The 24,600-nt window shown below is 60.4% G+C and carries 22 protein-coding genes; 12 read left to right on the top strand and 10 right to left on the bottom strand.

What is annotated here, in order from left to right; all coding sequences use genetic code 11:
• The first annotated feature begins 19 nt into the window (after positions 1-19).
• The 4 genes from C9E91_RS01255 (at position 20) to C9E91_RS01240 (ending at position 3,681) form a co-directional block, all read left to right on the top strand.
• Entirely contained in the window at positions 20-769 is a 750-nt protein-coding gene (locus C9E91_RS01255) for a sulfite exporter TauE/SafE family protein (RefSeq protein ID WP_107106562.1), read from the top strand.
• Between the two features lie 88 nt (positions 770-857).
• Positions 858-1,664, top strand: coding sequence for an alpha/beta fold hydrolase (locus C9E91_RS01250; RefSeq protein WP_107106561.1), 807 nt, complete (start codon positions 858-860; stop codon positions 1,662-1,664).
• A gap of 170 nt (positions 1,665-1,834) precedes the next feature.
• The gene (locus C9E91_RS01245; protein WP_107106560.1) at positions 1,835-2,956 is read left to right on the top strand and encodes an alkene reductase; all 1,122 of its coding nucleotides are present in this window, start codon (positions 1,835-1,837) and stop codon (positions 2,954-2,956) included.
• Positions 2,953-3,681: an SDR family NAD(P)-dependent oxidoreductase gene (locus tag C9E91_RS01240; protein ID WP_107106559.1), complete on the top strand. Its 729-nt coding sequence runs from the start codon at positions 2,953-2,955 to the stop codon at positions 3,679-3,681. Before C9E91_RS01245 ends, C9E91_RS01240 begins: the two co-directional genes overlap by 4 nt.
• 67 nt (positions 3,682-3,748) lie before the next feature.
• Here C9E91_RS01240 and C9E91_RS01235 read toward each other — a convergent pair whose 3' ends face one another.
• The gene (locus C9E91_RS01235; RefSeq protein ID WP_107106558.1) at positions 3,749-5,911 is read right to left on the bottom strand and encodes a mechanosensitive ion channel family protein; all 2,163 of its coding nucleotides are present in this window, start codon (positions 5,909-5,911) and stop codon (positions 3,749-3,751) included.
• 162 nt (positions 5,912-6,073) lie between these two features.
• Here C9E91_RS01235 and C9E91_RS01230 point away from each other — a divergent pair, with 162 nt between their 5' ends.
• Positions 6,074-7,021, top strand: coding sequence for a DUF1444 domain-containing protein (locus C9E91_RS01230; protein WP_107106557.1), 948 nt, complete (start codon positions 6,074-6,076; stop codon positions 7,019-7,021).
• An 81-nt stretch (positions 7,022-7,102) separates the two neighbouring features.
• Here C9E91_RS01230 and C9E91_RS01225 read toward each other — a convergent pair whose 3' ends face one another.
• From C9E91_RS01225 to C9E91_RS01185, 9 genes are all read right to left on the bottom strand, one after another.
• A complete protein-coding gene (locus C9E91_RS01225) occupies positions 7,103-8,017 on the bottom strand; it encodes a tetratricopeptide repeat protein (protein ID WP_107106556.1) in 915 nt (304 codons plus the stop codon).
• Between the two features lie 87 nt (positions 8,018-8,104).
• Complete coding sequence (pncB, locus tag C9E91_RS01220) at positions 8,105-9,409, bottom strand: nicotinate phosphoribosyltransferase (protein WP_107106555.1); 1,305 nt, start codon at positions 9,407-9,409, stop codon at positions 8,105-8,107.
• 193 nt (positions 9,410-9,602) lie between these two features.
• Entirely contained in the window at positions 9,603-9,887 is a 285-nt protein-coding gene (locus C9E91_RS01215; RefSeq protein WP_107106554.1) for a hypothetical protein, read from the bottom strand.
• A 77-nt stretch (positions 9,888-9,964) separates the two neighbouring features.
• Entirely contained in the window at positions 9,965-10,924 is a 960-nt protein-coding gene (locus C9E91_RS01210) for a 2-hydroxyacid dehydrogenase (protein WP_107106553.1), read from the bottom strand.
• A 12-nt stretch (positions 10,925-10,936) separates the two neighbouring features.
• A complete protein-coding gene (locus tag C9E91_RS01205; RefSeq protein WP_107106552.1) occupies positions 10,937-12,571 on the bottom strand; it encodes an ABC transporter ATP-binding protein in 1,635 nt (544 codons plus the stop codon).
• On the bottom strand, positions 12,568-13,722 hold the full coding sequence (locus tag C9E91_RS01200) for an ABC transporter permease (RefSeq protein WP_107106551.1): 1,155 nt from the start codon (positions 13,720-13,722) through the stop codon (positions 12,568-12,570). Before C9E91_RS01200 ends, C9E91_RS01205 begins: the two co-directional genes overlap by 4 nt.
• Positions 13,722-14,813, bottom strand: coding sequence for a microcin C ABC transporter permease YejB (locus tag C9E91_RS01195; RefSeq protein WP_107106550.1), 1,092 nt, complete (start codon positions 14,811-14,813; stop codon positions 13,722-13,724). The genes C9E91_RS01200 and C9E91_RS01195 overlap by 1 nt, the downstream gene beginning before the upstream one ends.
• Positions 14,814-14,984: 171 nt before the next feature.
• Positions 14,985-16,823: an extracellular solute-binding protein gene (locus C9E91_RS01190; protein ID WP_107106549.1), complete on the bottom strand. Its 1,839-nt coding sequence runs from the start codon at positions 16,821-16,823 to the stop codon at positions 14,985-14,987.
• A 110-nt stretch (positions 16,824-16,933) separates the two neighbouring features.
• Positions 16,934-17,569: a TetR/AcrR family transcriptional regulator gene (locus C9E91_RS01185; RefSeq protein WP_107106548.1), complete on the bottom strand. Its 636-nt coding sequence runs from the start codon at positions 17,567-17,569 to the stop codon at positions 16,934-16,936.
• A 36-nt stretch (positions 17,570-17,605) separates the two neighbouring features.
• On the opposite strand from C9E91_RS01185, the gene C9E91_RS01180 reads away from it, so the two are divergent.
• From C9E91_RS01180 to C9E91_RS01150, 7 genes are all read left to right on the top strand, one after another.
• The gene (locus tag C9E91_RS01180; protein WP_107106547.1) at positions 17,606-18,175 is read left to right on the top strand and encodes an isochorismatase family protein; all 570 of its coding nucleotides are present in this window, start codon (positions 17,606-17,608) and stop codon (positions 18,173-18,175) included.
• Positions 18,176-18,319: 144 nt separating this feature from the next.
• Positions 18,320-19,366, top strand: coding sequence for a penicillin-insensitive murein endopeptidase (gene mepA / locus C9E91_RS01175; protein WP_107106546.1), 1,047 nt, complete (start codon positions 18,320-18,322; stop codon positions 19,364-19,366).
• A gap of 120 nt (positions 19,367-19,486) precedes the next feature.
• On the top strand, positions 19,487-19,864 hold the full coding sequence (locus C9E91_RS01170; protein ID WP_107106545.1) for a methylglyoxal synthase: 378 nt from the start codon (positions 19,487-19,489) through the stop codon (positions 19,862-19,864).
• Between the two features lie 31 nt (positions 19,865-19,895).
• Positions 19,896-20,921, top strand: a complete 1,026-nt coding sequence (locus C9E91_RS01165; RefSeq protein WP_107106544.1) for a glucokinase — start codon at positions 19,896-19,898, stop codon at positions 20,919-20,921.
• A gap of 215 nt (positions 20,922-21,136) precedes the next feature.
• Positions 21,137-22,930: an ABC transporter ATP-binding protein gene (locus C9E91_RS01160; RefSeq protein WP_107106543.1), complete on the top strand. Its 1,794-nt coding sequence runs from the start codon at positions 21,137-21,139 to the stop codon at positions 22,928-22,930.
• Positions 22,931-22,945: 15 nt separating this feature from the next.
• Entirely contained in the window at positions 22,946-23,770 is an 825-nt protein-coding gene (gene dapB / locus C9E91_RS01155; protein WP_107106542.1) for a 4-hydroxy-tetrahydrodipicolinate reductase, read from the top strand.
• A 108-nt stretch (positions 23,771-23,878) separates the two neighbouring features.
• Positions 23,879-24,514, top strand: a complete 636-nt coding sequence (locus tag C9E91_RS01150) for a 2,3-bisphosphoglycerate-dependent phosphoglycerate mutase (RefSeq protein WP_107106541.1) — start codon at positions 23,879-23,881, stop codon at positions 24,512-24,514.
• Positions 24,515-24,600: the final 86 nt, after the last annotated feature.

The following is a 24,600-nucleotide window of genomic DNA, read 5'->3' as shown; positions in this document are numbered from 1 at the left end:
ACTTGGCACAACTGGCGGCATGTTCGATCATTCCTCCTGGCTGATCCTCGCCACCGCCTTGACCTTTTTTCTCGCCGGCATCGTCAAGGGCGTCACCGGCATGGGCTTGCCGACGGTTGCCATGGGGTTGCTTGGCACCATCATGCCGCCGGTTGCGGCAGCGGCCCTGCTGATCGTGCCGTCCTTCGTCTCCAATATCTGGCAATTATTCGCCGGACCGCGTTTTGCTGCACTCGCCGGCAGGCTTTGGGCCATGCTGCTCGGTATCCTGATCAGCACGGTTGCCACCTCCTCGCTTCTGGCGAGCGGTAATACTCGCTGGACCACGATGGCGCTCGGGACCGCCCTGATGATCTATGCCGGCTATACCCTATTTGCCCGGCAATTGGCCGTGCCGAAGCGGGCGGAGCCCTGGCTATCGCCCCTGATCGGGCTGATGACCGGCGCTGTCACCGGGGGCACCGGTGTCCTCGTCATTCCCGCCGTTCCCTATCTGCAGGCTCTCGGATTGGGCAAGGACGATCTGATCCAGGCTCTCGGGCTTTCCTTCACGGTTTCGACCATCGCGCTTGCGATCGGCTTGGCCTCGCGCGGTGCTTTTCAGCTCGACAATCTGGCGATGTCCTCTCTCGCTGTCGCGCCGGCGCTGCTCGGAATGTGGCTGGGACAGGCGATCCGGCGGAGGGTCAGCCCCGCAACGTTTCGCCGATGGTTCCTGATAGCCCTCATCCTGCTCGGTGCGGAGCTGGCCCTGCGCCCGTTCTTCTAGCGCAACATCGGCCGGCAAAGCCGCTCTTCCGGGTTTCGAGTTCACGGCGTCATGCGATATAAGGGCGGTGTCAGGGAGGCGGATCAGCATGGAATTCCAGGACGACGATCTCGAAAAATTTGCCGCAGATGGCGCGGCGGCGCTGCCGGCCGCGGATGTCCAGGGTTATGTCGAACACGACGGCGCCCGCATCTGGTATGCGGCCTATGGCGCGGGCATGCCGGTGATCCTGCTGCATGGCGGTCTCGGGAACAGCGGCAATTGGGGGTACCAGGTTCCGGCCTTGATCGAAGCCGGCTACCGGGCAGTCGTCATCGACAGCCGCGGCCATGGGCGCAGCACGCGCGATGTGCGGCCCTATAGCTATGAACTGATGGCGTCGGACGTCTTGGCGGTGATGGACAGGCTGCGCATCGAAAAGGCAGCCGTCGTCGGATGGAGCGATGGGGCGTGCACCGGTTTGATCCTCGCGAGGACCAATCCGGCGCGCATTGCCGGCGTTTTCTATTTCGCATGCAACATGGACCCCAGCGGCACGAAGGGATTCGTGCCAACGCCGATCATCGACCGCTGCTTTTCCCGGCATGTGAAGGATTATGCCGCCTTGTCGGCGACGCCGGATCAGTTCGACGCCTTCGTTCAGGCGGTCGGCCTGATGCAGCGGACGGAGCCGAACTATTCCGCCTCCGATCTCGCGGAGATCGACGTACCCGTCGCAATCGTCCACAGCGAACACGACGAATTCATCAAGCGCGAGCATGCCGACCATCTCGCCCGCAGCATCCCCGGTGCCGAGTTCATCCTGCTTTCCGGCGTCAGCCATTTCGCGCCGCTGCAGCGGCCGGCACAGTTCAACGATACGATATTGGCTTTCCTTCGCAAGATTGCGGCGTAGCCTCCGGCAGCGTTCGTCACCATCGAGTCTTGTTTGCGCGGGATTTGGTTGCGCGCGTCCGATTGTTCGGATAAATGATGATCATCATATTTCGAATGTTCCCCCGACCGAACCGCCGCTGATCGGCCCGTCCGCCCAGGGAGCAAAATCCGCTCCAGGCAGGAGATTTCATGACAGCTACCTTATTTTCGCCGCTCGCCGTCGGTCCTTACGAACTGGCGCATCGCGTCGTCATGGCGCCGTTGACGCGCATGCGGGCAAGCCAGCCGGGCAATGTGCCTTCCGCCATGAACGCCGAATATTATGCGCAGCGCGCCTCGCCTGGTGGGTTGATCATTTCCGAAGGCTCGCAGATTTCGCCGAGCGGACAGGGCATGCCGGCAACGCCGGGCATCCATACGCCGGAGCAGATCGCCGGCTGGAAAGCGGTCACCGATGCGGTTCATGCCAAGCGCGGCCGAATATTCCTCCAGCTCTGGCATGTCGGCCGCATTTCCCATTCCTCGCATCAGCCCGGTGGCCTTCCGCCATGCGCCCCCTCGGCGATCGCGGCTTCCGGAAATGCTTTCACGGCATCATTCGAACGCGTGCCCTTTGAGACACCGCAGGCGATCGATACCGATCTGATGCCGCTACTGATCGACGTCTATGGCCAGGCCGCGGCCAATGCGAAGGAGGCCGGTTTCGACGGCGTCGAAATCCATGGCGCCAACGGCTATCTAATCGAACAATTCCTGCAGGCCCGTTCGAACCACCGCACCGACCAATATGGCGGATCGATCGAGAACCGGACACGCCTGCTGCTCGAAGTGATCGAAGAAGTATCCAGGCTCTGGGGTTCGGATCGCGTCGGTGTCCGCCTCTCTCCCTTCGGCATTGCCAACGACAGCGGCGAGGACGATCCACTGCGGCTCTACGGTCATGTCATTCGAGAGCTCGACCGTCTGCATCTTGCCTATCTGCATCTGATCGAGCCGCGCGCCAGCGGTGCAGGCCAAGCCGAAGTCGACCACAAGAACGTACCGTCGGCAGCCGAGCTCTTCCGCCCCGCCTGGTCGGGAACCTTGATCGCCGCCGGCAATTTCAAGCCCGAAACCGCCGAGGCGGCCCTTGCCGCCGGCCATGCCGATGCCATCGCCTTCGGCCGCCTGTTCATAGCCAATCCCGATCTGCCGGAACGCATTCGCCGCGGCGCGGGCCTCAACTCCTATCACCGCCCGACCTTTTACGGCGGCGGCACGGAGGGCTATACGGATTATCCGACACTGGACGCCAGGGAGGCAGCGGAATGAGCACGCCAAGCGCCATCATCGTTGGAGTGGGAGCGGAACAAGGTCTCGGTGCCGCCCTCTGCCGGCTGCTCGCCGACAAAGGCTACCACGTCTTCATCGCCAGCCGGACGCTGGAAAAGATCACCAAGATCGCCGACGCCATCAACGCCTCCGGCGGCAGCGCCGAAGCCATAGAAACCGATGCGACCGACGAGGCGGCAGTAAAGCGGCTGTTCGAGCATGCCTTTGCGCCGCAGGACGACATTGATCCGCCCGACTTCATCGTTTTCAACGCCGGCATTAACCGCCACATCGGCTTTCGCGGTGTCACCGCCGCCGAGTTCGAGGAATTCTGGCGCATCTGCTGCTTCGGCGGCTTCCTCGTCGGGCGCGAGGCGGCCCGGCATCTCGTCCCCCTCGGACGCGGCACGGTGATCTTTACCGGCGCCTCGGCGAGCCTGCGCGGCAAGGCCGGATTTGCGCAGTTCGCCGCCGCCAAGGCAGGCTTGAGGATGATCAGCCAGAGCATGGCACGGGAATTCGGGCCGCTCGGCCTGCATGTCGCCCACACCATCATCGATGGCGGCATCGACGGCGAAAGATTGCGATCAAGGCGGCCGGACGTGCAGGCCGACACGCTGCTCAACATCGATGCCATCGCTGAGACCTACTGGCATATCCACCGCCAGCATCCCTCCGCCTGGACGCAGGAGATCGACCTGCGCCCCTATAAGGAGACCTTCTGAGGCCGACTGCTAGAGCGGGCTAGCGTTTCACGAAATCGCTTGCCCGCTCTCTTTTCCTGGAATTGCTCTAGCCCGCCTGTTGTTCGCCTTCGATGCCTGCGGTCCGCATCTCGATCACCTGGCGGGCAGCCGCGGCGGCCGCATCCTTCTCGCTTGCAACCTGCACAGTCGGGAACGCAAAATGGATGTCGTTTTCATCGAAGGCCTGCTTGATCATCGCCAGGGCGTTGCGGCGGATGACGGAAACTTCGCCGGGCTTGGTGGTGATCGCCAGCCTGATCTCGATCGCGAAATCGCCGAACTGCTCGACGCCCTTCATCTTCAGTGTCTGGATGATGTTGGGTGCCAGTTCCGGATCGTCGAGCAACCGCTGGCCGATCTCCTTGATGATGCGCTTGGTCTTCGCGAGATCGGTGTCGTAGGTGACCTTCAGGATGATCTTGTCGATCGCCCAGTCGCGGTTCATGTTGTTGACCGCTCCGAGCGCACCGAAGGGAACCGTCGCCAGCGGACCGCGCTGATGGCGAAGTTTCACGGAGCGAAGACTGAAGGATTCCACCACGCCCTTGTGATTGCCGCTTTCGATATATTCGCCGATGCGGAAGGCATCGTCCCAGAGATAGAAGATGCCGCTGATGACATCCTTGACAATGGTCTGCGCGCCGAAACCGACAGCGACGCCAACCACGCCGGCACCGGCGATCAGCGGCCCGATCTCGATGCCGAGACCCGACAGCACCATCATGATGGCGATGATGCCGATGACAACGGCAAGGATATTGCGGAAGATCGGCAGCAGCGTGTGCAGCCGGGCGCGCCGGGCCCTCATCTCCTCGCTGTCGTTGACGAGCGGCGCGGATGCCGACAGTTTGCCGTTGATGTAGGTTTTCGATAGATGCCAGAGCAAATCGGCGGCCAGCAGAATGACGATGCCGCCGAGGATGCCGCGGGCCACGCGGTCGATCGTGGATTCAGGCTGCCTCATCATCATGGCTGCCTCGACACCGAGCATGTGTCCGAGCCAGAGGGCGGCAAGCGCGATGATGACCGCACGGACGCCGCGGTCCAGCATCACCGTCGCAAGCTTGCCGGCACCAAGAACGCCGCTGGCCGCATCATGCAGCGCCTCCACCGCCCGCGAGGACACAGAGAGCGCGCGCGGCAGCAGAATGGCGTAGATGCCAAGCCAGAGCAGGCCATTAAAGCCGGTCACCCACAGGCACCAAAGCGCGGCGAAATAGATCGTCAACAGCCATGAGATGACCTTTCTGCCGTTCGCTCCAGGATGCGCAGGGCGCGCCCAGACTGCCTCGACGGCAATCAGGAACAGGCCGATGCCAAGCGTATAGCCGACAAGAGCGCGGGCGCCATCGGAGAAGCCAAGCGGCAGCATGGCCTGGATCACCGCCCAGCCGCAGGCAAAATAGATGACGAACAGCGTGCCTCGCCTATACCAGTATTTCGCAACCCGCCGCCGCTCGGCGATACGCGCGGCGCCGCCATCCTCGTCGAGAACATCGCTCGCCCGACGCATCGCGATCAACTCCATCAACAATCTACCGAGCGAAACCGCCAGCCGCATGGAGACAATCGCGATCACGCAGGCGATCGCAAAACTTTCGATGATCGGCGGCCAGTCGAAGATGAGCAGCGGAACCAGCATAGCCACGCCGTGGACGATGGCCGGCACCACGCCGCCCATGAACTGAAAGCGCGCCGCCTGCAATTCGGTCTCGACCCCAGCCGCCCTTTCGGTAAGCTGCATATGCTTGGCGTTGATCAGGCGCGCCACCACCAGTTCGGCCACCAGACCGAAGAAAAACAGCACCAGTGCCTGGATGCCGATGCGCAGCCGGCCGGCCGCCTCACCTTCGTTTTCAAGCTTCATAGTGGCCGTCATCACCTCGGAAGGCAACGTCATCGCTGCACCAGACACTAGCTCCAAGTGCCGCCGCGTATGGCCAAGGGTATCCGACAATTCCGACATCTGACCGCCGCCGGAGGCAGGCTTGTCCGCGGAAGCAGGCTTGGCATTGAGCTGCGACGTAAGCCACTGCTTGACGTCAGGCTCATTCATCAACTGAATGAGTTCTCGGACCTTTTCCGGGGGCGGCGCGGCAACCGATGGCTCAGCCGCGCTTTGCGCGTGGACCACGGCCGGTACTGAAAAAGCAATAAGACATAGAAGCAGCGCGCCAATCGACCGTCTGCCACCCCCGACAATACTCATATGCGCTGCCCCTCTCGCAATCGGCCCGTTTTTGCAAACTATACGCCATTTTAGTGCGGAAAAGCAGTCGCTTACGCAAGTCATGCAATCAATTAGATGCTGGCATTGCGCATGAGCCGGGGGCACGCTAGGCTTGCAGCGATACCGTTTGGGGATGTTCGCGTGTTCAACTTCCTGAAAAAGCTCTTCGGCGGAGCCAAACGACCGGACGCGCAGATTGAGCCGCCAGCCCCACAGCCCGCCGGGACGTCGGCGATCAAGAGCCTCGATCTCAACATCCCAGACGAAGCGCTGCAAGACGAGGCCCGCTTTGCCGCCTACCTGCAAGAGCGCCTGCCATTTTTCGGCGAAGTGGTCAAAGTCGACTATGATCCCGGCGCCGGCAGCCTGACGCTGCATAGCCGCAACGGCGACACAATGACGAAATTCTTGAGCAACGCGCTATTGGCGCTGCGTGAAAAGAAGGGACAAGCGCGTGCTCAGGCTCTGCTCAACTATCTGAACATGACCGAAGCCCTGGAAGGCGGCGATGAGCTCGACAAGGTGCTGCCGGTGCTGAAATCGCGCAGCTTCGTCGACGTCGCACGGCGGCAGATGATACAGGCAGTCAAGGACGAACCCGATCCGCCGCAATTCGTCTATCTCGATGAAGCCGAGAATCTTGTCAGGCTTTTTGTCGTCAATGGCGAGACCGCGGTCAGCTATGTGATGACCAACGCATTGGACGACTGGGGCATCGACGTCGGCGAACTGGCGGAGACGGCGCAGGCCAATCTCCATAAATTTCTCACTAAGACCGGCGTACAGGTCGCCAAACGCAGTCGGTTTCAATATGTCGAGATCGACGGCCAGTTTGAATCCAGCGTCGCCTTCCTGCCAAAATTCTGGGCCCAGATACAGGACCAATCCGGCGGTGCAGCACCGATCGCGGCCTTCCTGTCACGGGACAAGGTCTTCTTCACTCACGAAAACGACGTTCAAGGACTGCAACTCCTCGAACTGATCAGCGCCGATCTCAGCGACGTGCCCTATGTGATCTCGCCGGATCAATATCGCTGGGAGGGCGGCAAGTGGTCGCTGTTCAAACGGGTGGGGCGGAGTGTGCAGTAGCATGTGATTTGCCCCCTGGGGCGAACAAATACCGACCAGCGTCAACAGACGCCCACTTGTACGAATGCCTCCACACCAGATTCAATTTTTGGAAGAAAATGGTAGGTTGATTGGCTTGACCGCTTCGGAAGGGCTGTCCTTAGCTGCAGATGACGCTTCTGTATCCGTCGCCCTGCGATACCAGTAAGCCGACGCCGACGCATCAGCGGGATGTGCACGCTCCGCATAGACGGCACTAAGACGCTTTTGCGCCCCTGGGTCGCCTTGTTCCGCAGCCTTCGTAAGCCACTTAATCGCCATGTCGCTATCCTTGCGATCGTATTGCGCATAAGTGTAGATCTCGCCAAGGCAGAGTTGGGCGCCTAGATCGCCTTGCTCCGCAGCCTTTGAGAGCCAGATAATTGCCTGATCTACGTCTCGGCTTACACCTTGACCGTTAAGATACATTTGGCCGAGCCAGTATTGGGCCGAGGTTGTTCCCTGCTCTGCCTGCTCGCGGAAACTACCCATCGCCTTCTGAAACCAGAAGTTCGCCTTCGCGGCATCTGGCTCCGCGCCTTCGCCGTCAGAATACATACCGCCAAGCAAATATTGAGCCATGACATCGCCGTCCTCGGCTACCTTGCTCAAGCCAGCTACTGCCTTCTGAAACCAGATATTCGCCTGTTCAGGGTCCGGAGCTACATCGTCTTCGCCAACCGAATAAACGAGACCCAAGCGACGTTCAGCGTAGGGATTGTTTTGATCGGCCGCCTTGCGGAACCAGAAAATGCCTTGCTTAGAGTCTGGCGGTACACCTAGTCCAAAGAAATAAAGGCGCCCCAGGCCGTACTGAGCCGTTGCGTCACCCTGATCCGCCCGTGGCTGCCAATTCAGCAGTGCCGATCTATAGTCACGCTTTGCGAATGCGGCTGTTCCGTCATCCGTTTGCGCGTAAGCGGGTTGCGAGAGGACAAGGCACAATAACAATCCGTAGCCATAATGATTTCGTACCACGGCTGATCCTTGAGTCGAAACGGTAGTGGGGTCCTAGCTTTACAACAATCGGTAGAGCCGTCACATGCTCTATCGAAAACAAGATGATTACACCAGCACCTCTTGATCCACCCGATCCTCGGCGCCGAAGAACTTCAAATAGCGCTCGACCTCGGCGGGTTCGCCCGTTGCCTTCTGCGGATTGTCCGAGAGTTTGACGGCCGGGCGGCCATTGGCTTCGATCACCTTGCAGACGATCGAGATCGGGTTGAGGCCATGGATTTCGGTGGGCGCGCAGCCTGCAAAATCATTGGTGAGGTTGGTGCCCCAACCGAAGCCCATGCGGACCCGGCCCTCGAAATGCTTGTAGGTGGCGATGATGGCGTCGACATCCAGACCGTCGGAGAAGATCAGAAGTTTCTGGCGCGGGTCGCGGCCCATCTTCTTCCACCATTCGATGATCTTCTCGCCGCCTTCGATCGGAGGCGCGCTGTCGGGGCGGAAGCCGGTCCAGTCGGCCACCCATTCCGGCGCATTGCGCAGGAAAGAAGCCGTGCCGAAGGCGTCGGGCAGAACCACCAACAGGTTGCCGCCGTAAAGGCGATTCCAGTCGCGCAATACCTTGTAGGGCGCCTTTCCAAGCGCCTCATCGGTCTCGGCCAGCGCCGCCGCCACCATCGGCAGCTCGTGCGCATTGGTGCCGACGGCCTCAAGATCGGAATCCATGGCGAGAAGGACGTTGCTGGTGCCGGTGAAAGCATGGCTGACACCTTCCTTCAGCGCTTCCACGCACCAACGCTGCCAGAGGAAACTATGGCGTCGCCGGGTGCCGAAATCGGAAATGCGCAGATTCGGCAGCTCACTCAGCCGCTCGACCTTTTCCCACATCTTCGCCTTGGCTCGCGCATAGAGGACATCGAGCGTGAAAGGACCCAACGCCTTCAGCGCCGCACGCGAGCGGAGCTCGTTGATGATGGCGAGGGCCGGAATCTCCCACATGGTGGTTTCCTTCCACGACCCGTGGAAGTCGAGAATATACTGCCCGTCACGCTTGGACAGCTCATATTCCGGAAGCTGGAAATTCGACAGCCAGCCCAGGAATTCCGGCTCGAAGATCTGGGCACGACCGTAGAAGCTGTTACCCGCTAGCCAGATCATCTCCTTCTTGGCAAGCCTGAGCGTACGCGCATGATCGAGTTGTTCGCGCAACTCCTTCTCGTCGATCACTTCGGCGAGCCGGACGCTTTTCGTGCGGTTGATCAAGGAGAAGGTGGCATTGACGTCCGGATAAAGCTTCCAGATCATCTGCAGCATCAGAAGCTTATAGAAATCCGTATCGATCAGACTGCGGATGATCGGATCGAGCTTCCAGGTATGGTTATAGACACGGGTGGCGATATCCGTTTTCGTCATCTCGTTCCTGCCCGTCTCCCTACGCCCCGGACGTCATGCTTCGCGCCTCCAGCTCGCTGGCGGCGGGTATAATGCTCCTCTTATCAAAAAATGTTGAGCGAAAGTCCAGTCACTGAAAGAAAATTGATACTGAAATAAACGCGCTGATACAGACATCCGCTGCATTGGCTTAGATCGTGGCTGATGGCCGAATTCATTGCGGCTGGGAATTGCCTTGAGCCGGCGGTTTCGGTGTCGCCGTCTGATCTTGGGTCGTCACCGGGGTCGTCGTCACTGGCGTCGTCTGCGTGGGCTTGCCGCCCCATAGTTCCGCCAGCGCCCAGACGATCGCTGTCAGCGCAAGTGCGACAAGAAGCACCGCCAATACACGCCGTCCCATATGCCCCTGTTTGGCCTCGGTCGCCGGCAACTCCTTTTCCTCATGCAGACGGTGATCAGAATCCTCCCAGCGCGTATGGGTTTCCAGCTTCCGTGGCATGACAGCCTCCTTCCAAATTCGCCTTGCGGCGACGTCATTTGGAAAACGGAGGCGGGTCTGGAAGGTTCCGAAGGCGCTTAGTAGCCCCGGCTGCGATCCACGAGGTATTGCAGAGGCTCGCCGCGCTCGAAGCGGGCGATCTGTTCTTCGATATGGCGCATCAGCGAATATTCCTCGGAGACCGCCGCATCGTGCGGGGTGATGACGACATTCTCCATGCCCCAGAGCGGGGCGTCCATCGGCAGCGGCTCGACATCGAAGACATCGAGCGACGCGCCACCGAGTACGCCGGTTTCGATCGCCGAGACGATATCGGCCTGGACCTGGCTCTTGCCGCGTCCAGCATTGATGAATACCGGCTTGCCCAGGGCACCGCCGCGGCGAAGCCTGGAAAAGAGCGCGCTGTTGTAAAACCCCGTCGTCTCCGGCGTCAGCGGTAGCAGACCGACGAGAATATCAGTCCGCGCGAGAAAGGCATCTAGCTCGCCGGCGTCGAACGTTTCCATGCCGTCGATGTGCTTTTTCTGTCGCGACCAGCCGATGACGTCGAAGCCCATGACCTTGAGTTTGGTGGCGGCATCGAGGCCGAGAATGCCGAGGCCCATGACACCGACCGTGACTTCGCGTGCTTCGGGCGCCGAAAGATGGCCCCAGACGCGCTTGCGCTGGTGCCTGAAGTGACCGAAGACGTCGCGCAGATGCATGAGGCATTGCAGCACGACCCATTCCGTCATGCGCACCGTCAAGCTGCGGTCGACGAAGCGGACGATGGGAATGTCGGGGAGACCCTCGATATTCAACATGGAATCGACGCCGGCGCCGCCGGAAAAGATGACCTTGAGGTTGGGCGCGCGCTGAAAGAGATCGGCATCCGGCTTCCACAGAAGGGCATAATCGACCTGGCTCAGATCCGCGCCTTTATTGGCGGGATCGGCGAGGTTGATGCTGCCACGATCGGTGAAAGCGGTTTTAAGGGCCGCGGCGATGGCTTCAGGCGTGAATTTGAGATCGACGAGAACAGGGCTTTTGACCGGCATGGCGATTGTCTTTTATTGCTGGACGGCGGCGGTGGGGACCGCCTCGATGTTGAAGGCGGCTGCGAGAAGCGCCCTAGTGTAATCCTCTTTGGGCGCACGGAAAATCTCCGCCGACACACCCTGCTCCACGACCTTGCCGAAGCGCATGACGATCAGGTCGTTCGCAAGCGCCTTCACGACTTTCAGATCATGGCTGATGAAGAGGTAGGCAAGGTCATGGCGCCGCTGCAGGTCGCGCAGCAGATCGACCACCTGCGCCTGTACGCTCATGTCGAGCGCTGAGGTCGGCTCGTCCAGCATGACGAAACGCGGCTTCAGCACCATGGCGCGGGCAATGGCGATGCGCTGGCGCTGGCCGCCGGAAAATTCATGCGGGAAGCGCCAGCGGGTCGAGGGATCGAGACCCACCTCTTCCAGCGCCCAGCAGACGCGCCGATCGCGCTCTTCCGCCGATAGAGATTGCTCATGCACCTTCAGCCCTTCGGCAATGATTTCGCCGACCGACATACGCGGGCTCAGCGATCCGTAGGGGTCCTGGAAGACGACCTGAAGCTGGTTGCGCAGCGGCCGCATCTCCTTGAAGGAATAGTCCGCAATGTCCTTGCCGACAAAGCTGATGCGGCCTCTGGAGGAGATCAGCCGAGCAAGCGCCAGGCCGAGCGTCGTCTTGCCGGAGCCGGATTCACCAACGACGCCGAGCGTCTGGCCGGCTCTTAGCCTGAGATCAATGCCGTCGACTGCTTTCACATAGTCGACCACCTTGCGCATCAGCCCGGCCTTGATCGGGAACCAGACTTTGATGTCGGAGCCTTCCATGACCACGGGCTTGCTGGTGTCGCCCACCGGCGGCTCGCCGCGCGGCTCGGCAGCCAGCAGATGCCGGGTATACTCATGCTGCGGATGGGTGAAGACCTCCTCGACCGTGCCGGTCTCGACGATATGGCCCTTGGTCATGACGCAGACGCGATCGGCGAATTTGCGGACGATGCCGAGATCGTGGGTGATGAACAGCATCGACATGCCGTGTGCACCCTTGAGCTCGCGCAGCAATTCGAGGATCTGCGCCTGCACCGTCACATCGAGCGCCGTCGTCGGCTCGTCGGCAATCAGAAGCTCCGGCCGGTTGGCGAGCGCCATGGCAATCATCACGCGCTGACGCTGGCCGCCGGACAGCTCGTGCGGATAGGCCTTGAGCCGTTTTTCCGGCTCGCGGATGCCGACCTGATTCAGGAGATCCAGTATGCGGGCACGCGCCTGCTGGCCGACCACGCCCTGGTGCAGCGCCAGGATTTCGCCGATCTGCTTTTCGATCGTATGGAGCGGATTGAGCGAGGTCATCGGCTCCTGGAAGATCATGGTAATGTCGTTGCCGCGGACGGCACGCAGCTCATTGTCAGACGCCTTCAGCAGGTCCTTGCCTTTGAACAGGATTTCTCCCGAGGGATGGCTGGCAGTCGGATAGGGCAGCAGCTTCAGGATCGAGTTGGCCGACACCGATTTGCCCGACCCGGATTCGCCGACCAGCGCCAAGACTTCGCCCTTGGCGATATCGAAAGAGACGCCGTCGACCGCAGTCGAGGTTTGGCCGCCCTGGTGAAAGGCGACGGATAGATTTCGGACTGAAAGCAATGGGGTGTCTGCGCTCATCGGAACGTCTTCCTCGGATCGAATGCATCGCGGACGGCTTCACCGATGAAGATCAGAAGCGACAGCATGATCGACATCGTGAAGAAGGCGGAAAGGCCGAGCCAGGGGGCCTGAAGGTTGGACTTGCCCTGGGCGATCATTTCGCCAAGCGAAGGCGAGCCGGGGGGCATGCCGAAGCCTAAGAAATCCAGCGAGGTCAGCGTCGTGATCGAGCCGGAGAGAATGAAGGGCACGAAGGTCAGGGTCGCGACCATGGCGTTCGGCAGCAGGTGGCGGTACATAATGGTAATGTTGTTGACGCCGAGCGCGCGGGCGGCGCGGACATATTCGAAATTGCGCGCCCGCAGGAATTCGGCACGCACGACGCCGACGAGGCCCACCCAGGAAAACAGAAGCAGGATGCCGAGAAGGATGAAGAAACCGGGCGGCAGGACCGAGGCGATGATCAGCAGGATGTAGAGTACCGGCATCGATGACCAGATCTCGATGAAACGCTGCAGGAGAAGGTCGGTCCAGCCGCCGAAATAGCCCTGGATGGCACCGGCGGCAACGCCGACGACCGCCGAGCAGATGGTCAGCGCCAGGCCGAACAGCACCGAGATGCGGAAGCCGTAGATCATGCGCGCCAGCACATCGCGTGCCTGGTCGTCCGTGCCGAGCCAGTTGAGATTGCTCAGGGTGCAATTCGGATCATCAACGCCCTTTTCATAGCCGGAGCAGCGCTGTTCCTTGCTCATCAGCCAGAAGGGAGCGGTCGGAGCTGAGGTTCCCTTCGGAAGGTTCGAATTGGCGGTCTGGTAGGAATAATGGATCGGCGGCCAGATCATCCAGCCATTGGCGTTGATCTCCTGCCTGATATCCTCTGCGCGATAGTCGGTCTGCGCGAGGAAGCCGCCGAATTTTTCCTCGGGGTAATCGACGAAGACAGGCGTCAGGATCTCGCCCTTATAGGAAATGAGGATCGGCCGGTCGTTGGCGATGAATTCCGCTCCGAGACTGACAACGAACAGGATCAGGAACAGCCAGAGAGACCAGTAGCCACGGCGGTTCGCCTTGAAATTCTGCCAGCGGCGAACGTTGGTCGGGGAAAAGAGGCCCTTGCGCGGCGGCTTTACTACTGCCGGGGCCGTCGAGTTGGTCGCTGCGTCCATCAGACATCCCTCCGCTCGAAATCGATGCGGGGGTCGATCCAAGTATAGATCAGGTCCGAGATCAGGCCGACGAACAAGCCAAGCAGCGAGAAGATATAGAGCGTTGCGAACACGATCGGATAGTCACGCTGGACGACGGAGAGATAGCTGAGGCGGCCGAGGCCATCGAGCGAGAAGATATTCTCGATCAACAGCGAACCGGTGAAGAAGGCGGAAATGAAGGCACCGGGGAAACCGGCGATGACGATGAGCATGGCATTGCGGAAGACATGGCCATAGAGCACCCGCCGCTCGCTCAGCCCTTTGGCGCGGGCCGTGATGACATATTGCTTCTTGATCTCCTCGATGAAGGAATTCTTGGTGAGAAGCGTCGTCGTGGCGAAGGCGGCGAGCGACAGCGAGATCAATGGCAGCACGAGGTGCCAGAGATAATCGATGATCTTCTGCCACCACGTAAGATCGGCGAAATTATCGGAGACGAGGCCACGCAGCGGAAACCAATCGAAGAAGGAGCCACCGGCGAAAAGCACGATCAGCATGATGCCGAAGAGGAAACTCGGAACTGCATAGCCGATGATGATGACACCGGACGTCCAGACATCGAAGGTCGATCCATCCTGTATCGCCTTGCGGATGCCGAGCGGGATGGAGATGGCGTAGGAGAAGATCAGGATCCAGATGCCGAGCGAAATCGACACGGGAAGCTTCTGGCCGATGAGATCGATCACCGTGGTATTGCGGAAGAAGCTTTCGCCGAAATCGAAGCGGATATAATTCCACATCATCTGCCCGAAGCGCGTAAGCGGCGGCTTGTCGAAGCCGAACTGCTTGTCGAGCTTGGCGATCAGCTCCGGATCGAGCCCCTGCGCGCCGCGATATTTCGAGCTGCTGTCGTCGACGTTCTGCTGGCCGAGCAGATCGGTACCGCCGGAAAGACGGCCATTGGCGTTGTCGCCCTGGCCGGTCAACTGCGCGATCACCTGCTCGACAGGACCGCCGGGCGCGAACTGCACGATGGTAAACGAGATCGCCATGATGCCGATGATGGTCGGGATCATCAGCAGCAGACGTCTGAGGATATAGGCACCCATCAGCCCGTCACTCCCTCATCGAGGAATATGCCTGCTCCCGCCTCAATCCATCCGTCGTTCAAGTCGTTTGTTCCCTTCCGCCGAATAGAGCCGGCGCAGTCATTTCAGGCTGAAATTGCCGAATCGGCATGGGGCATTTGGAGCCAGCATGCCCGTCATTGCAAGAGCCGCTCATTTGCCGGCGTTCTTCGACCACCATGTCTCGGGAAAGCCCATCGAATATTCCGGCAGATTGGCCGGATGTTCGAACTTGTCCCAATAGGCGATGTGGAAGCTGGTGGCATAGAACAGCGGAACGACGTAGTGATGGGCGAGCAGAACACGGTCGAGCGCCCTCGCCGACGCCTCCTTTTCGGCGACATCCTTGGCAAAGATGGCCTTGGTGATCAGTGCATCGACACCGGGATCGGCTATGCCCGCATAATTTCGAGAACCTGGACGGTTAACTGAGGCAGAACCCCAGAAATCCGTCTGCTCGTTTCCGGGATTGAGGGTCTGGGCCCACACATTCCAGATCATGTCATAGTCGAAACTGCGGACACGATTGATGTATTGCGAGGAATCGACGGTGCGTACGCGCGCGTCGATGCCAATCTTCTTGAGGTTCTGCGTATAGGGCAGCACCCATTTTTCAACAAATGGGCTGCCGAGAAGGATCTCGATGGAAAAGGGCTGCCCGGTCTTGGCATTGACCATCTGGTTGCCCTTGATCACATAGCCGGCATCCTTGAGAAGCGCGATTGCCTTACGAAGATTGTCGCGAGACTTCTGCTGATCGCCACCTACGGGATTGCTGTAGGGTGTCGTAAAGACCTCGGGCGGCACCTTGTCCTTGATCTCGTTCAGAATATTCAGCTCTTCCCCCTGGGGCAGACCGGAGGAAGCGAGTTTGGTGCCGAAGAAATAGCTGTCGTCACGGTGATATACACCATAAGCGACCGTGCGGTTGATCTCCTCGAAATCAAAGGCGTAGTTGAGCGCTTCGCGTACCCGCTGGTCCTTGAACTGATCGCGGCGCATGTTCGGAACCAGCGCCTGCATCACGCCGGTCGCGCGCAGCGGATTGGGCAAATCTTCCCGCTTGATGCGGCCATCCTTGGCGGCCGGGAAGTCATAGCCCGTTACCCAACGGCTGGCGCTGTTATCCTGCCAGAAATCGACATTGCCGCCACGAAAACCCTCAAATTCCACATCGTCGTCGCCGTAGTAGGCATACGAGATGGCTCCGAAGTTGTTCTCGCCAACATTGACGGAGAGGTTCTTGCCCCAATAGTCGTCACGGAGTTCATAGCGGATGGTAGATCCCGGCGACACCGACACGATCTTATATGGCCCGGAGCCCATGAGCGGCTCCAGCGTCGTACGCGTGATGTCGCGTGGCTTGCCATCGGGACCCGTTGCTTCCCACCAATGTTTCGGCACGATCAGAAGCTGTCCGAGAATGGAGGGCAGTTCGCGGTTGTTCTTCTGGTCGAAAGAGAAGGTGATGTCACGGTCGCCGGTTTTTTCGGCACGCGTCACATGTGAATAGTAGCTCGTCAGGAACGGATTGAGTTCCTTCGATTTTTCGAAGCTGAAGACGACATCGTCGGGGGTGACCGGTGTCCCGTCGGCCCATTTGGCCTCAGCCCGCAGACGGAACGTGGCGCTCGAGACATCTTCCGGATAGGACACGCCTTCTGCAAGCAATCCATACGAAGAGAAGACTTCGTCGTCGGCCGACTTCATCAGGGTATCAAATACCAGGCTGAGCCCCGCTGCGGGGTTACCCTTCAGCAAAACGGGATTGAGCGTATCGAACGTACCGTTGCTCGAAAGCTTCAGCTCGCCGCCCTTCGGTGCGTCCGGATTGACATAGTCGAAATGCTTGAAGCCGGGCTGGTATTTCAGATCACCGAGAATGGCGGTGCCAATACGGAACTGTAACTCGTCGGCGTTGGAGGGCGCCGGCAAGACTAGCAGGCAGAAAAGAGAAGCAACCAAGCCTGCTTTCAACCGCGACAATGCCATTCATGATCCTCTGATGATTTGATGGGAATCAAGCATAGGCCAAATGAGGGCGAAAAGCAGGACGGAATTGCTCATCTGTTCACAAACCCGCCGACTGCCATTCCGCGAAATCAGGCTTTTGCCGCAGCTTCTTCAAGGCGTTTGCGCAGCATCAGGCGAAACTCGTGGACGAGACGCCGGTCGCCTGCCGTTTCCGGCTCGTTGGCGGCGACGACGGCGATGCGCAGCAGTTCGAGAACGATCGCCGACATCAAGGCGACATCATCCGTGATCGGCGGCTCGGCTCGCCGCAGGATGGCGGAAATCAGCTCCTTCAGCTCCGCCCGCGAACGCATCTTTCGGTCCTTCGGCACGTCGCGGCGGGCGGCAACCACCGGAAATTCCGGAAACTCCTCGATGAAAGCGCCCAGCCTGTCGAAGATTGCCTCCCCGCTATCGGCCGCCGAAAGGCCGCCGCTCTTTTCCGCGATGTCCTGAAGCACCGCCTTCAGCCGCTCCAGCCGATCGATATGCAGCGCTTCGGCAAGCAGCGGCTTGGTCGGGAAGAACTGATAGAGCGAGCCGATCGACGAGTGCGCTTCTGCGGCGATCTCCGTCATCGTCGCAGCATCATAGCCCTTTTGAACGAAGATTTTTGCGGCCGCTTCCAGAAGCACGGCAACGCGATCATGGCCGCGGCGGCGCTTCGGAATACGCGTTTGCGGTTCCGCGCTTGATTTTTGCGAGGATTCCCTCATATTTGTCATTGTGAGGATAACCTCATATTTCCCCGGAGCCCCCTGATGCCTCTTTACGATCCCCAAACCACCGCACTTGTCTCCATCGATCTGCAGGGCCTAGTTCTCAGCCGCCCGCTCGCACCCCACTCTGCGCAACAGGTCGTCGAGAATACCGCCGCCATCGCCAAAAAATTGAAAGCCGACGGCGGCACCACAGTCTTTGTGACCGTTGGATTTTCCGCAAACTATGTCGATGCTGTCAACCAGCCCGTGGATGAAACCTTCAGCTTTCCAGAGGGAGGTTTACCGCCCGCAGCTCTCGCCGTACCCGCCGAGATCGCAGCGCTGACACCCGACATCGCCATCGTCAAGCGCCACTGGAGCGCCTTTTACGGCACCGAACTCGATCTGCAACTGCGCCGCCGCGGCATCAAAACACTGATCCTTACCGGCGTCGCCACCAATTTCGGCGTCGAATCCACCGTTCGCGACGGCTATGCGGCCAATTATTCCATCATCGTCGCCGAAGATGCGGTGACGACCCTTTCGCAGGAAATGCAGGATTTCGCCTGCACCAAGGTCTTGCCGCGGCTATCGCGCATCCGCAAGACGGCGGAAATTCTGGCTGGCTGATCATGTACTTAGCGGTCCGAGCGGGCAATTTGCGGCCGCTCATTAGGCTCGAGCGATAAAACACGGATTCACCAAAATTGCTTTTCAAGGTAGATTCGCGCGCAAATCACCTCGGCCATTGCCGGCAGCTTCTTAGGGAACCACATGATTTCTGTCCTGGTTCGGACCTTCAATTTGGTCAGCAAACTTTCCCTCGCCGCCACGATCGGCGCGGGCCTCATCAGCGGCGATGCGCTGGCGCAACAGGCAACCCCGACGCCCGGCAGCGCCAAGGCGATCTTCGGCGCCGTAACGCTGCCGACGCAGGGACCGCCGCAATCGATCGGCTTTTATGCCAAGGGCTGCCTTTCCGGCGCCGTGGCGCTGCCGACCGACGGGCCGACCTGGGAGGCGATGCGCCCGTCGCGCAACCGCCGCTGGGGCCGACCGGAAATGATCACACTCCTCGAGCGCCTGTCGCGCGACGCCGCCAAATATGACGGATGGCCGGGCATTCTGGTGGGCGATATCTCGCAGCCACGCGGCGGCCCGATGTTCAACGGTCATGCCTCGCATCAGATCGGCCTCGATGCCGACGTCTGGCTGACGCCAATGCCGTCGCACACGCTGACAGCGGCCGAGCGCGAAACCTTGCCCTTCACCAGCATGCTGGCGAAGGACAAGTTCCTGACGATCAACGACAAGGTCTGGACACCGGAGCATGCCCGCCTCCTGATGCGCGCCGCGAGCTACCCCGAAGTCGAACGCATCTTCGTCAATCCGGCGATCAAGAAGAAGATGTGCGACACGTGGACCGGCGACCGAACCTATCTCGGCAAGCTGCGCCCCGAATATGGCCATGACTCGCATTTCCATATCCGCATCCGCTGCCCCGCAGGCTCGGCCAACTGCAAGCCGCAGGCACCTGTGGCGGCTGGCGACGGCTGCGACAAGTCGCTCGCCTGGTGGTTCACACCGGCGCCCTGGGCAAAGCCGAAGCCCACCGAGAAGCCGCCGGCAAAGCCGCGCGAAGTCATGGTTTCCGATCTGCCAAAGTCCTGCCGGGCCGTGCTGGATGCACCTTCCGTCGCCTCGGCCCGCGCCGCTACCTTCGGCACCAAGGCTGCTGCGGCCAGCGCCACGACCGGTGCGATGCCGGTTTCCAGCGCCGATACGGGCAACACCCCGCCCGGCAGCGTCCCGCAGCAGTAAAGCGGCTGAACCGGTTTCGACCGGTTCGACCCGTCTTTCAAAGGCTTGTCTCTTGGTATAGAAGGCAGATAAATCGATTAAAAGTCTTGGGCACTAGGTCCTGAGCGGAACGGGAGCTTCATGGCCGGCAAATGCATCGCGCTGATCGCGCATGATCAGAAGAAGGATGCAATGGCGGAATTTGCCCGCCGCAATCAGGATGCGCTTTCCAATTGGCATATCGTTGCCACGGGCACGACCGGCGGCCGGGTGCTCGATGCCTGCCCTGGCCTTACGGTCACCCGCATGAAGAGCGGTCCGCTCGGCGGCGATCAGCAGATCGGCGCCATGATCGCCACCGGCGATATCGATCTGCTTGTTTTCTTCATCGACCCGCTGACCCCTGTGCCGCATGATGTCGACGTGAAAGCGTTGACGCGGCTTGCCGTTCTCTACGACATTCCCATGGCTCTCAACGAAGCCACCGCAGAACGACTGATCAAAACACTGAACCATTAATCCGCCTCGGCGGCAGACCACGGACCTGGCCATGCCCAAGCTCAATCACAGCGAAGCCCCCCTGCCCTTTCCTATTCTGATCGGCGATATCGGGGGAACCAACGCACGCTTTTCGATCCTCGTCGATGTCTATGCCGAGCCGAAGCATTTCCCGAACGTGCATACCGCCGATTTCAAAACAATCGACGAGGCGATCCAGCAGGGCGTCCTCGACAAGACGGCGGTGCAGCCGCGTTCGGCGATCCTTGCCGTTGCGGCGCCGGTTCGTGGCGACGAAATTCCGCTGACCAATTGCGACTGGGTGATCCGGCCGAAGACGATGATCGCCAATCTCGGTCTCGAGGATGTGCTGATCATCAATGATTTCGAGGCACAGGCTCTGGCGATAGCCGGTGTCTCCGAGGAGCATCGCGAGACCATCGGCGAAACCTCCGAAGGCATGATCGCCTCGCGTGCCGTACTCGGGCCTGGCACCGGCCTTGGCGTTGCCGGGCTTATACATGCCCAACATGCCTGGATCCCGGTGCCCGGCGAAGGCGGCCATATCGATCTCGGGCCGCGCAACGCGCGCGATCTTCAGATCTGGCCGCACCTGGAGCCCATCGAGGGCCGTATCTCCGCCGAGCAGGTCCTCTGCGGCCGCGGCCTGCAATATCTTTACAACGCGATCTGCAAGGCAGACGGCATCGAGCCCGTGCTGACGCAACCGGCTGATATCACCACCCATGCGCTTGCCGGCACCAACGCCCAGGCTGAAGAAACCGTGACGCTGTTCGTCACCTATCTCGGTCGTGTCGCGGGCGATATCGCGCTGGTCTTCATGGCGCGCGGTGGCGTCTACCTTTCCGGCGGCATCTCGCAAAAGATCCTGCCGGCGCTGCAGAAGCCGGAATTCCGCGCCGCCTTCGAGGATAAGGCGCCGCATTCCGCGCTGCTGAAAACGATCCCGACGCATGTGGTCACCCATCCACTGGCCGCACTCGCCGGCCTTTCGGCCTACGCCCGCATGCCGGCCAATTTCGGCCTGGCGACGGACGGCCGCCGCTGGCGGCGTTGATCAAGTGGGCTTCGGCGGCGGTCGTCGAGGGGATCGCTCACGACCACGCGACGCCTTTTTGAAGGCGCTGCCTTCCCTTATAATGAGCTTGGCTCCATGACCCGCTTTAACCAGTGCAACAGGCCATATCTAGCCAAAGTCGTCCCAACTCTTTATAGACCCGCGAAAGCTCGTGCCATATGCGGCTCGCTTGGTTTGAGACAGGAAGCCGATATTTGAAGTCACCTGACACCAAAAAAACCGATATCGACAGTGAGACGATCGCCGCTGTGCTGAAGCGTATCATTGCTGAAAACGGTCGCGACCATATCTGGGGCTACTCGATCGCAATATTTTGCCTCGTTGTCGTCGCAGCGTCTACGGCGACGATGGCCGCCGTCATGAGACCGATCGTGAACGGAGCTTTTTACGAGCGCCGCGCCGAGGTTATGTGGCTGATTTGCTTTGCGATATTGGCCGCGTTTGTGGCCCGTGGTTTTGCTGGTTATTTTCAATCGGTCATTCTGTCTAAAATTGGCAATGACATCATTGCCCGTTATCAAAGGCGCCTCTATGCACATTTGATGACATTGTCGGTTGGCTTCTTCAGCGAAGCCCGTTCGGCTCAGATTGCGGCGCGAGTGAGTCAGAACGTTTCCGGTATCCGCGATGTGATGAACCTTATCATCACATCGACCGCGCGTGACTTTTTGTCATTTGTCTTTCTGCTGGCCAATATGGTCTATCAGGACCCGCTACTCAGCCTCCTGTTCTTCGTCATTGCGCCGCCTGTGTTTCTGGCCTTGCGCCACATCTCAAGACGCCTGCGCGCCGTTACGCGCGAGGCGGTCATTCTCAACAGCCGTGTGCTCGGCGCGATGCAGGAGACTATTCAAGGGGTTTCCATCGTCAAAGCCTTCACGATGGAGCGCGAACTCGAACGCAAAGTCGATAAGCTGATTACGGCGGCTGAAAACCGACAAAACCGCATTGCCCGTATTTCCGAGCGTAACGGCCCGCTGATCGAAACGGTCGCCGGCTTTGCCGTGGCCGGTGTGTTTGCCTATGCCGCCTATCGTTCGATCTATGAAAACGTCCCGCCAGGTGCGGTGTTTTCGTTCATCGTGTCGCTGCTGCTCGCCTATGATCCGGCCCGCCGTCTAGCCAAATTGCAGGTGCAGCTAGAGCGGGCCGTCGTCAATGCGCGCATGATCTACGAATTGCTCGACATGGAGCCGCGCCAGCGCGACCTGATCGACGCCAAGCCACTCACTGTCACCCAGGCCCGTATCGAGTTTCGTGACGTTGACTTCGCCTATGGTGACGAGGCGGTTCTGAACGGCGTGAGTTTCGTTGCCGAGGGCGGCGAGACGACGGCATTGGTCGGCCCCTCCGGCGCCGGCAAGTCCACCGTCATCAATCTCATCCCGCGCTTCTACGATCCCAAGGCCGGCAGCATCTTCATCGATGGGCAGGACATCGCCCATGTCACGAAGCAATCATTGCGCGAGCAGACCGCCTATGTCTCGCAGCAGCCCTACCTTTTCGAAGGCACGATCCGCGACAACATCCGTTATGGCCGTCCGGAGGCGACGAATGCCGAAGTCGAGGAAGCAGCCCGGCTCGCCTATGCCCATGATTTCATCCTGGCCCAGCCGCAAGGCTATGACACGCCGGTCGGCGAGAATGGCGTGACGCTTTCCGGCGGCCAGCGCCAGCGCCTGTCGATCGCCCGCGCGCTGGTACGCAACGCGCCGATCCTGCTTTTGGACGAAGCAACCTCCGCGCTCGATACCGAATCGGAAGCAGCCGTGCAGAAGGCGCTGGACGAAGCCATGAGCGGCCGCACCGTCGTCGTCATCGCCCATCGCCTGTCGACGGTCGTGCGGGCGGAAAAGATCATTGTCATGCAGAACGGGCGCGTCGTCGAAGAGGGCAACCACGAGACGCTTGCGACCGCCGACAATGGCCTTTACGCTCGCCTCAACAACCTCCAGCGGCCGGCCGTTTCCGGCACTTCCCGCAAATAAGACGATTGAGAAGACATGACCGATGATGCGATGAAGCTGGTGGTGGTGGGCGCAGCCGGACGTATGGGCCAAGCCCTGATCCGCCTCATCCACGCCACGGAAGGTGTTACCCTGCACGCCGCGGTCGCCCGTCCCGGTTCCGCCTTCATCGGCAAGGATGCCGGCGAAATTGCCGGGCTGGGGCCGATCGGCATTCCCGTCACCGACGATCCGCTTTCAGCCTTCCTGCATGCCGAAGGCGTGATCGACTTCACCACACCGGCCACCAGCGTCACCTTCGCAGGCCTCGCCGCCCAGGCGCGCGTCGTCCACATCATCGGCACGACCGGCTGCTCGGCGGAAGACGAAGCCAAGTTCAAGGCTGCTTCCCGCCACGCTCGCATCGTCAAATCGGGCAATATGGGCCTCGGCATCAACCTCTTGAGCGTCCTTGTCGAGCAGGCGGCGCGAGCGCTTCCGCCGGCAGATTGGGACATCGAAGTGCTGGAGATGCATCACAAGCACAAGGTCGACGCCCCCTCCGGCACCGCGTTGCTGCTCGGCCAGGCGGCGGCGAAGGGCCGCGGCATCGATCTCGACGATCATTCCGTGCGCGTGCGCGACGGCCATACCGGTCCGCGGCCAGTCGGCACCATCGGTTTCGCCACGCTGCGCGGCGGCGCCGTCATCGGCGACCATTCCGTCATCTTCGCCGGCGAAGGCGAACGCCTGACATTGTCCCACAGCGCCGGTGACCGCTCGCTGTTTGCCCGCGGCGCGCTTCAGGCCGCGCTCTGGGCGCGCGACAAGAAACCCGGCCTTTATTCCATGCTCGACGTCCTCGGGCTTTCCACACGCTGATCCCATCCTGGAGTGGTGAACCGCTCCAGCCTTTTGTTCTCACGCAATTCCGCACGGAAAACCGCCACGCACTTTTCCTGGAATTGCTCTATCAAGGAGGAATATTTCATGAGCGGTACTCTCGTCCTCGTTCGCCATGGGCAGAGCGACTGGAATTTGAAGAATCTTTTTACCGGCTGGAAGGACCCCGACCTCACCGAACTCGGCATCCAAGAAGCCAGGACCGGTGGCAAGGCGCTCGCCGATTACGGCATCAAGTACGATGTCGCCTTCACCTCGGCGCTGACGCGTGCCCAGCACACGCTGAAGATCATCCTCGATGAAGTCGGCCAGCCCGGTCTCGAAACCATCAAGGATCAGGCGCTGAACGAGCGCGACTACGGCGATCTTTCGGGCCTGAACAAGGACGATGCCCGCGCCAAGTGGGGCGAAGAGCAGGTGCATGTCTGGCGCCGCTCCTACGACGTCCCGCCGCCCGGCGGCGAAAGCCTGCGCGACACCGGCGCCCGTGTCTGGCCCTATTACCTCACGGAAATCCTGCCGCGCGTGCTCGCCGGCCAAAAGGTACTGGTCGCCGCCCACGGCAACTCGCTGCGTTCGCTGGTGATGGTCCTCGACCGGCTCAGCAAGGAACAGATCCTGTCGCTCAACCTCGCGACCGGCGTGCCGATGGTCTACAAGCTCAACGCCGACTCCACCGTCGCTTCCAAGGAAGTGCTCGGCGACATGTCCGGCGCGCATTGAGCGTAACCAAATAACGCCTGAAAGCCCCTCACCCTAGCCCTCTCCCCGTTTTACGGGGAAAGGGGACGACCTTTGTACCCTCGTCT

The sequence above is a fragment of the Rhizobium sp. SEMIA4064 genome (assembly GCF_003025035.1).
GTDB classification, from domain to species: domain Bacteria; phylum Pseudomonadota; class Alphaproteobacteria; order Rhizobiales; family Rhizobiaceae; genus Rhizobium; species Rhizobium paranaense.
The sequence above is the reverse complement of the archived record's forward strand: the minus strand, read 5'-3'. Positions and strand labels throughout refer to the sequence as shown.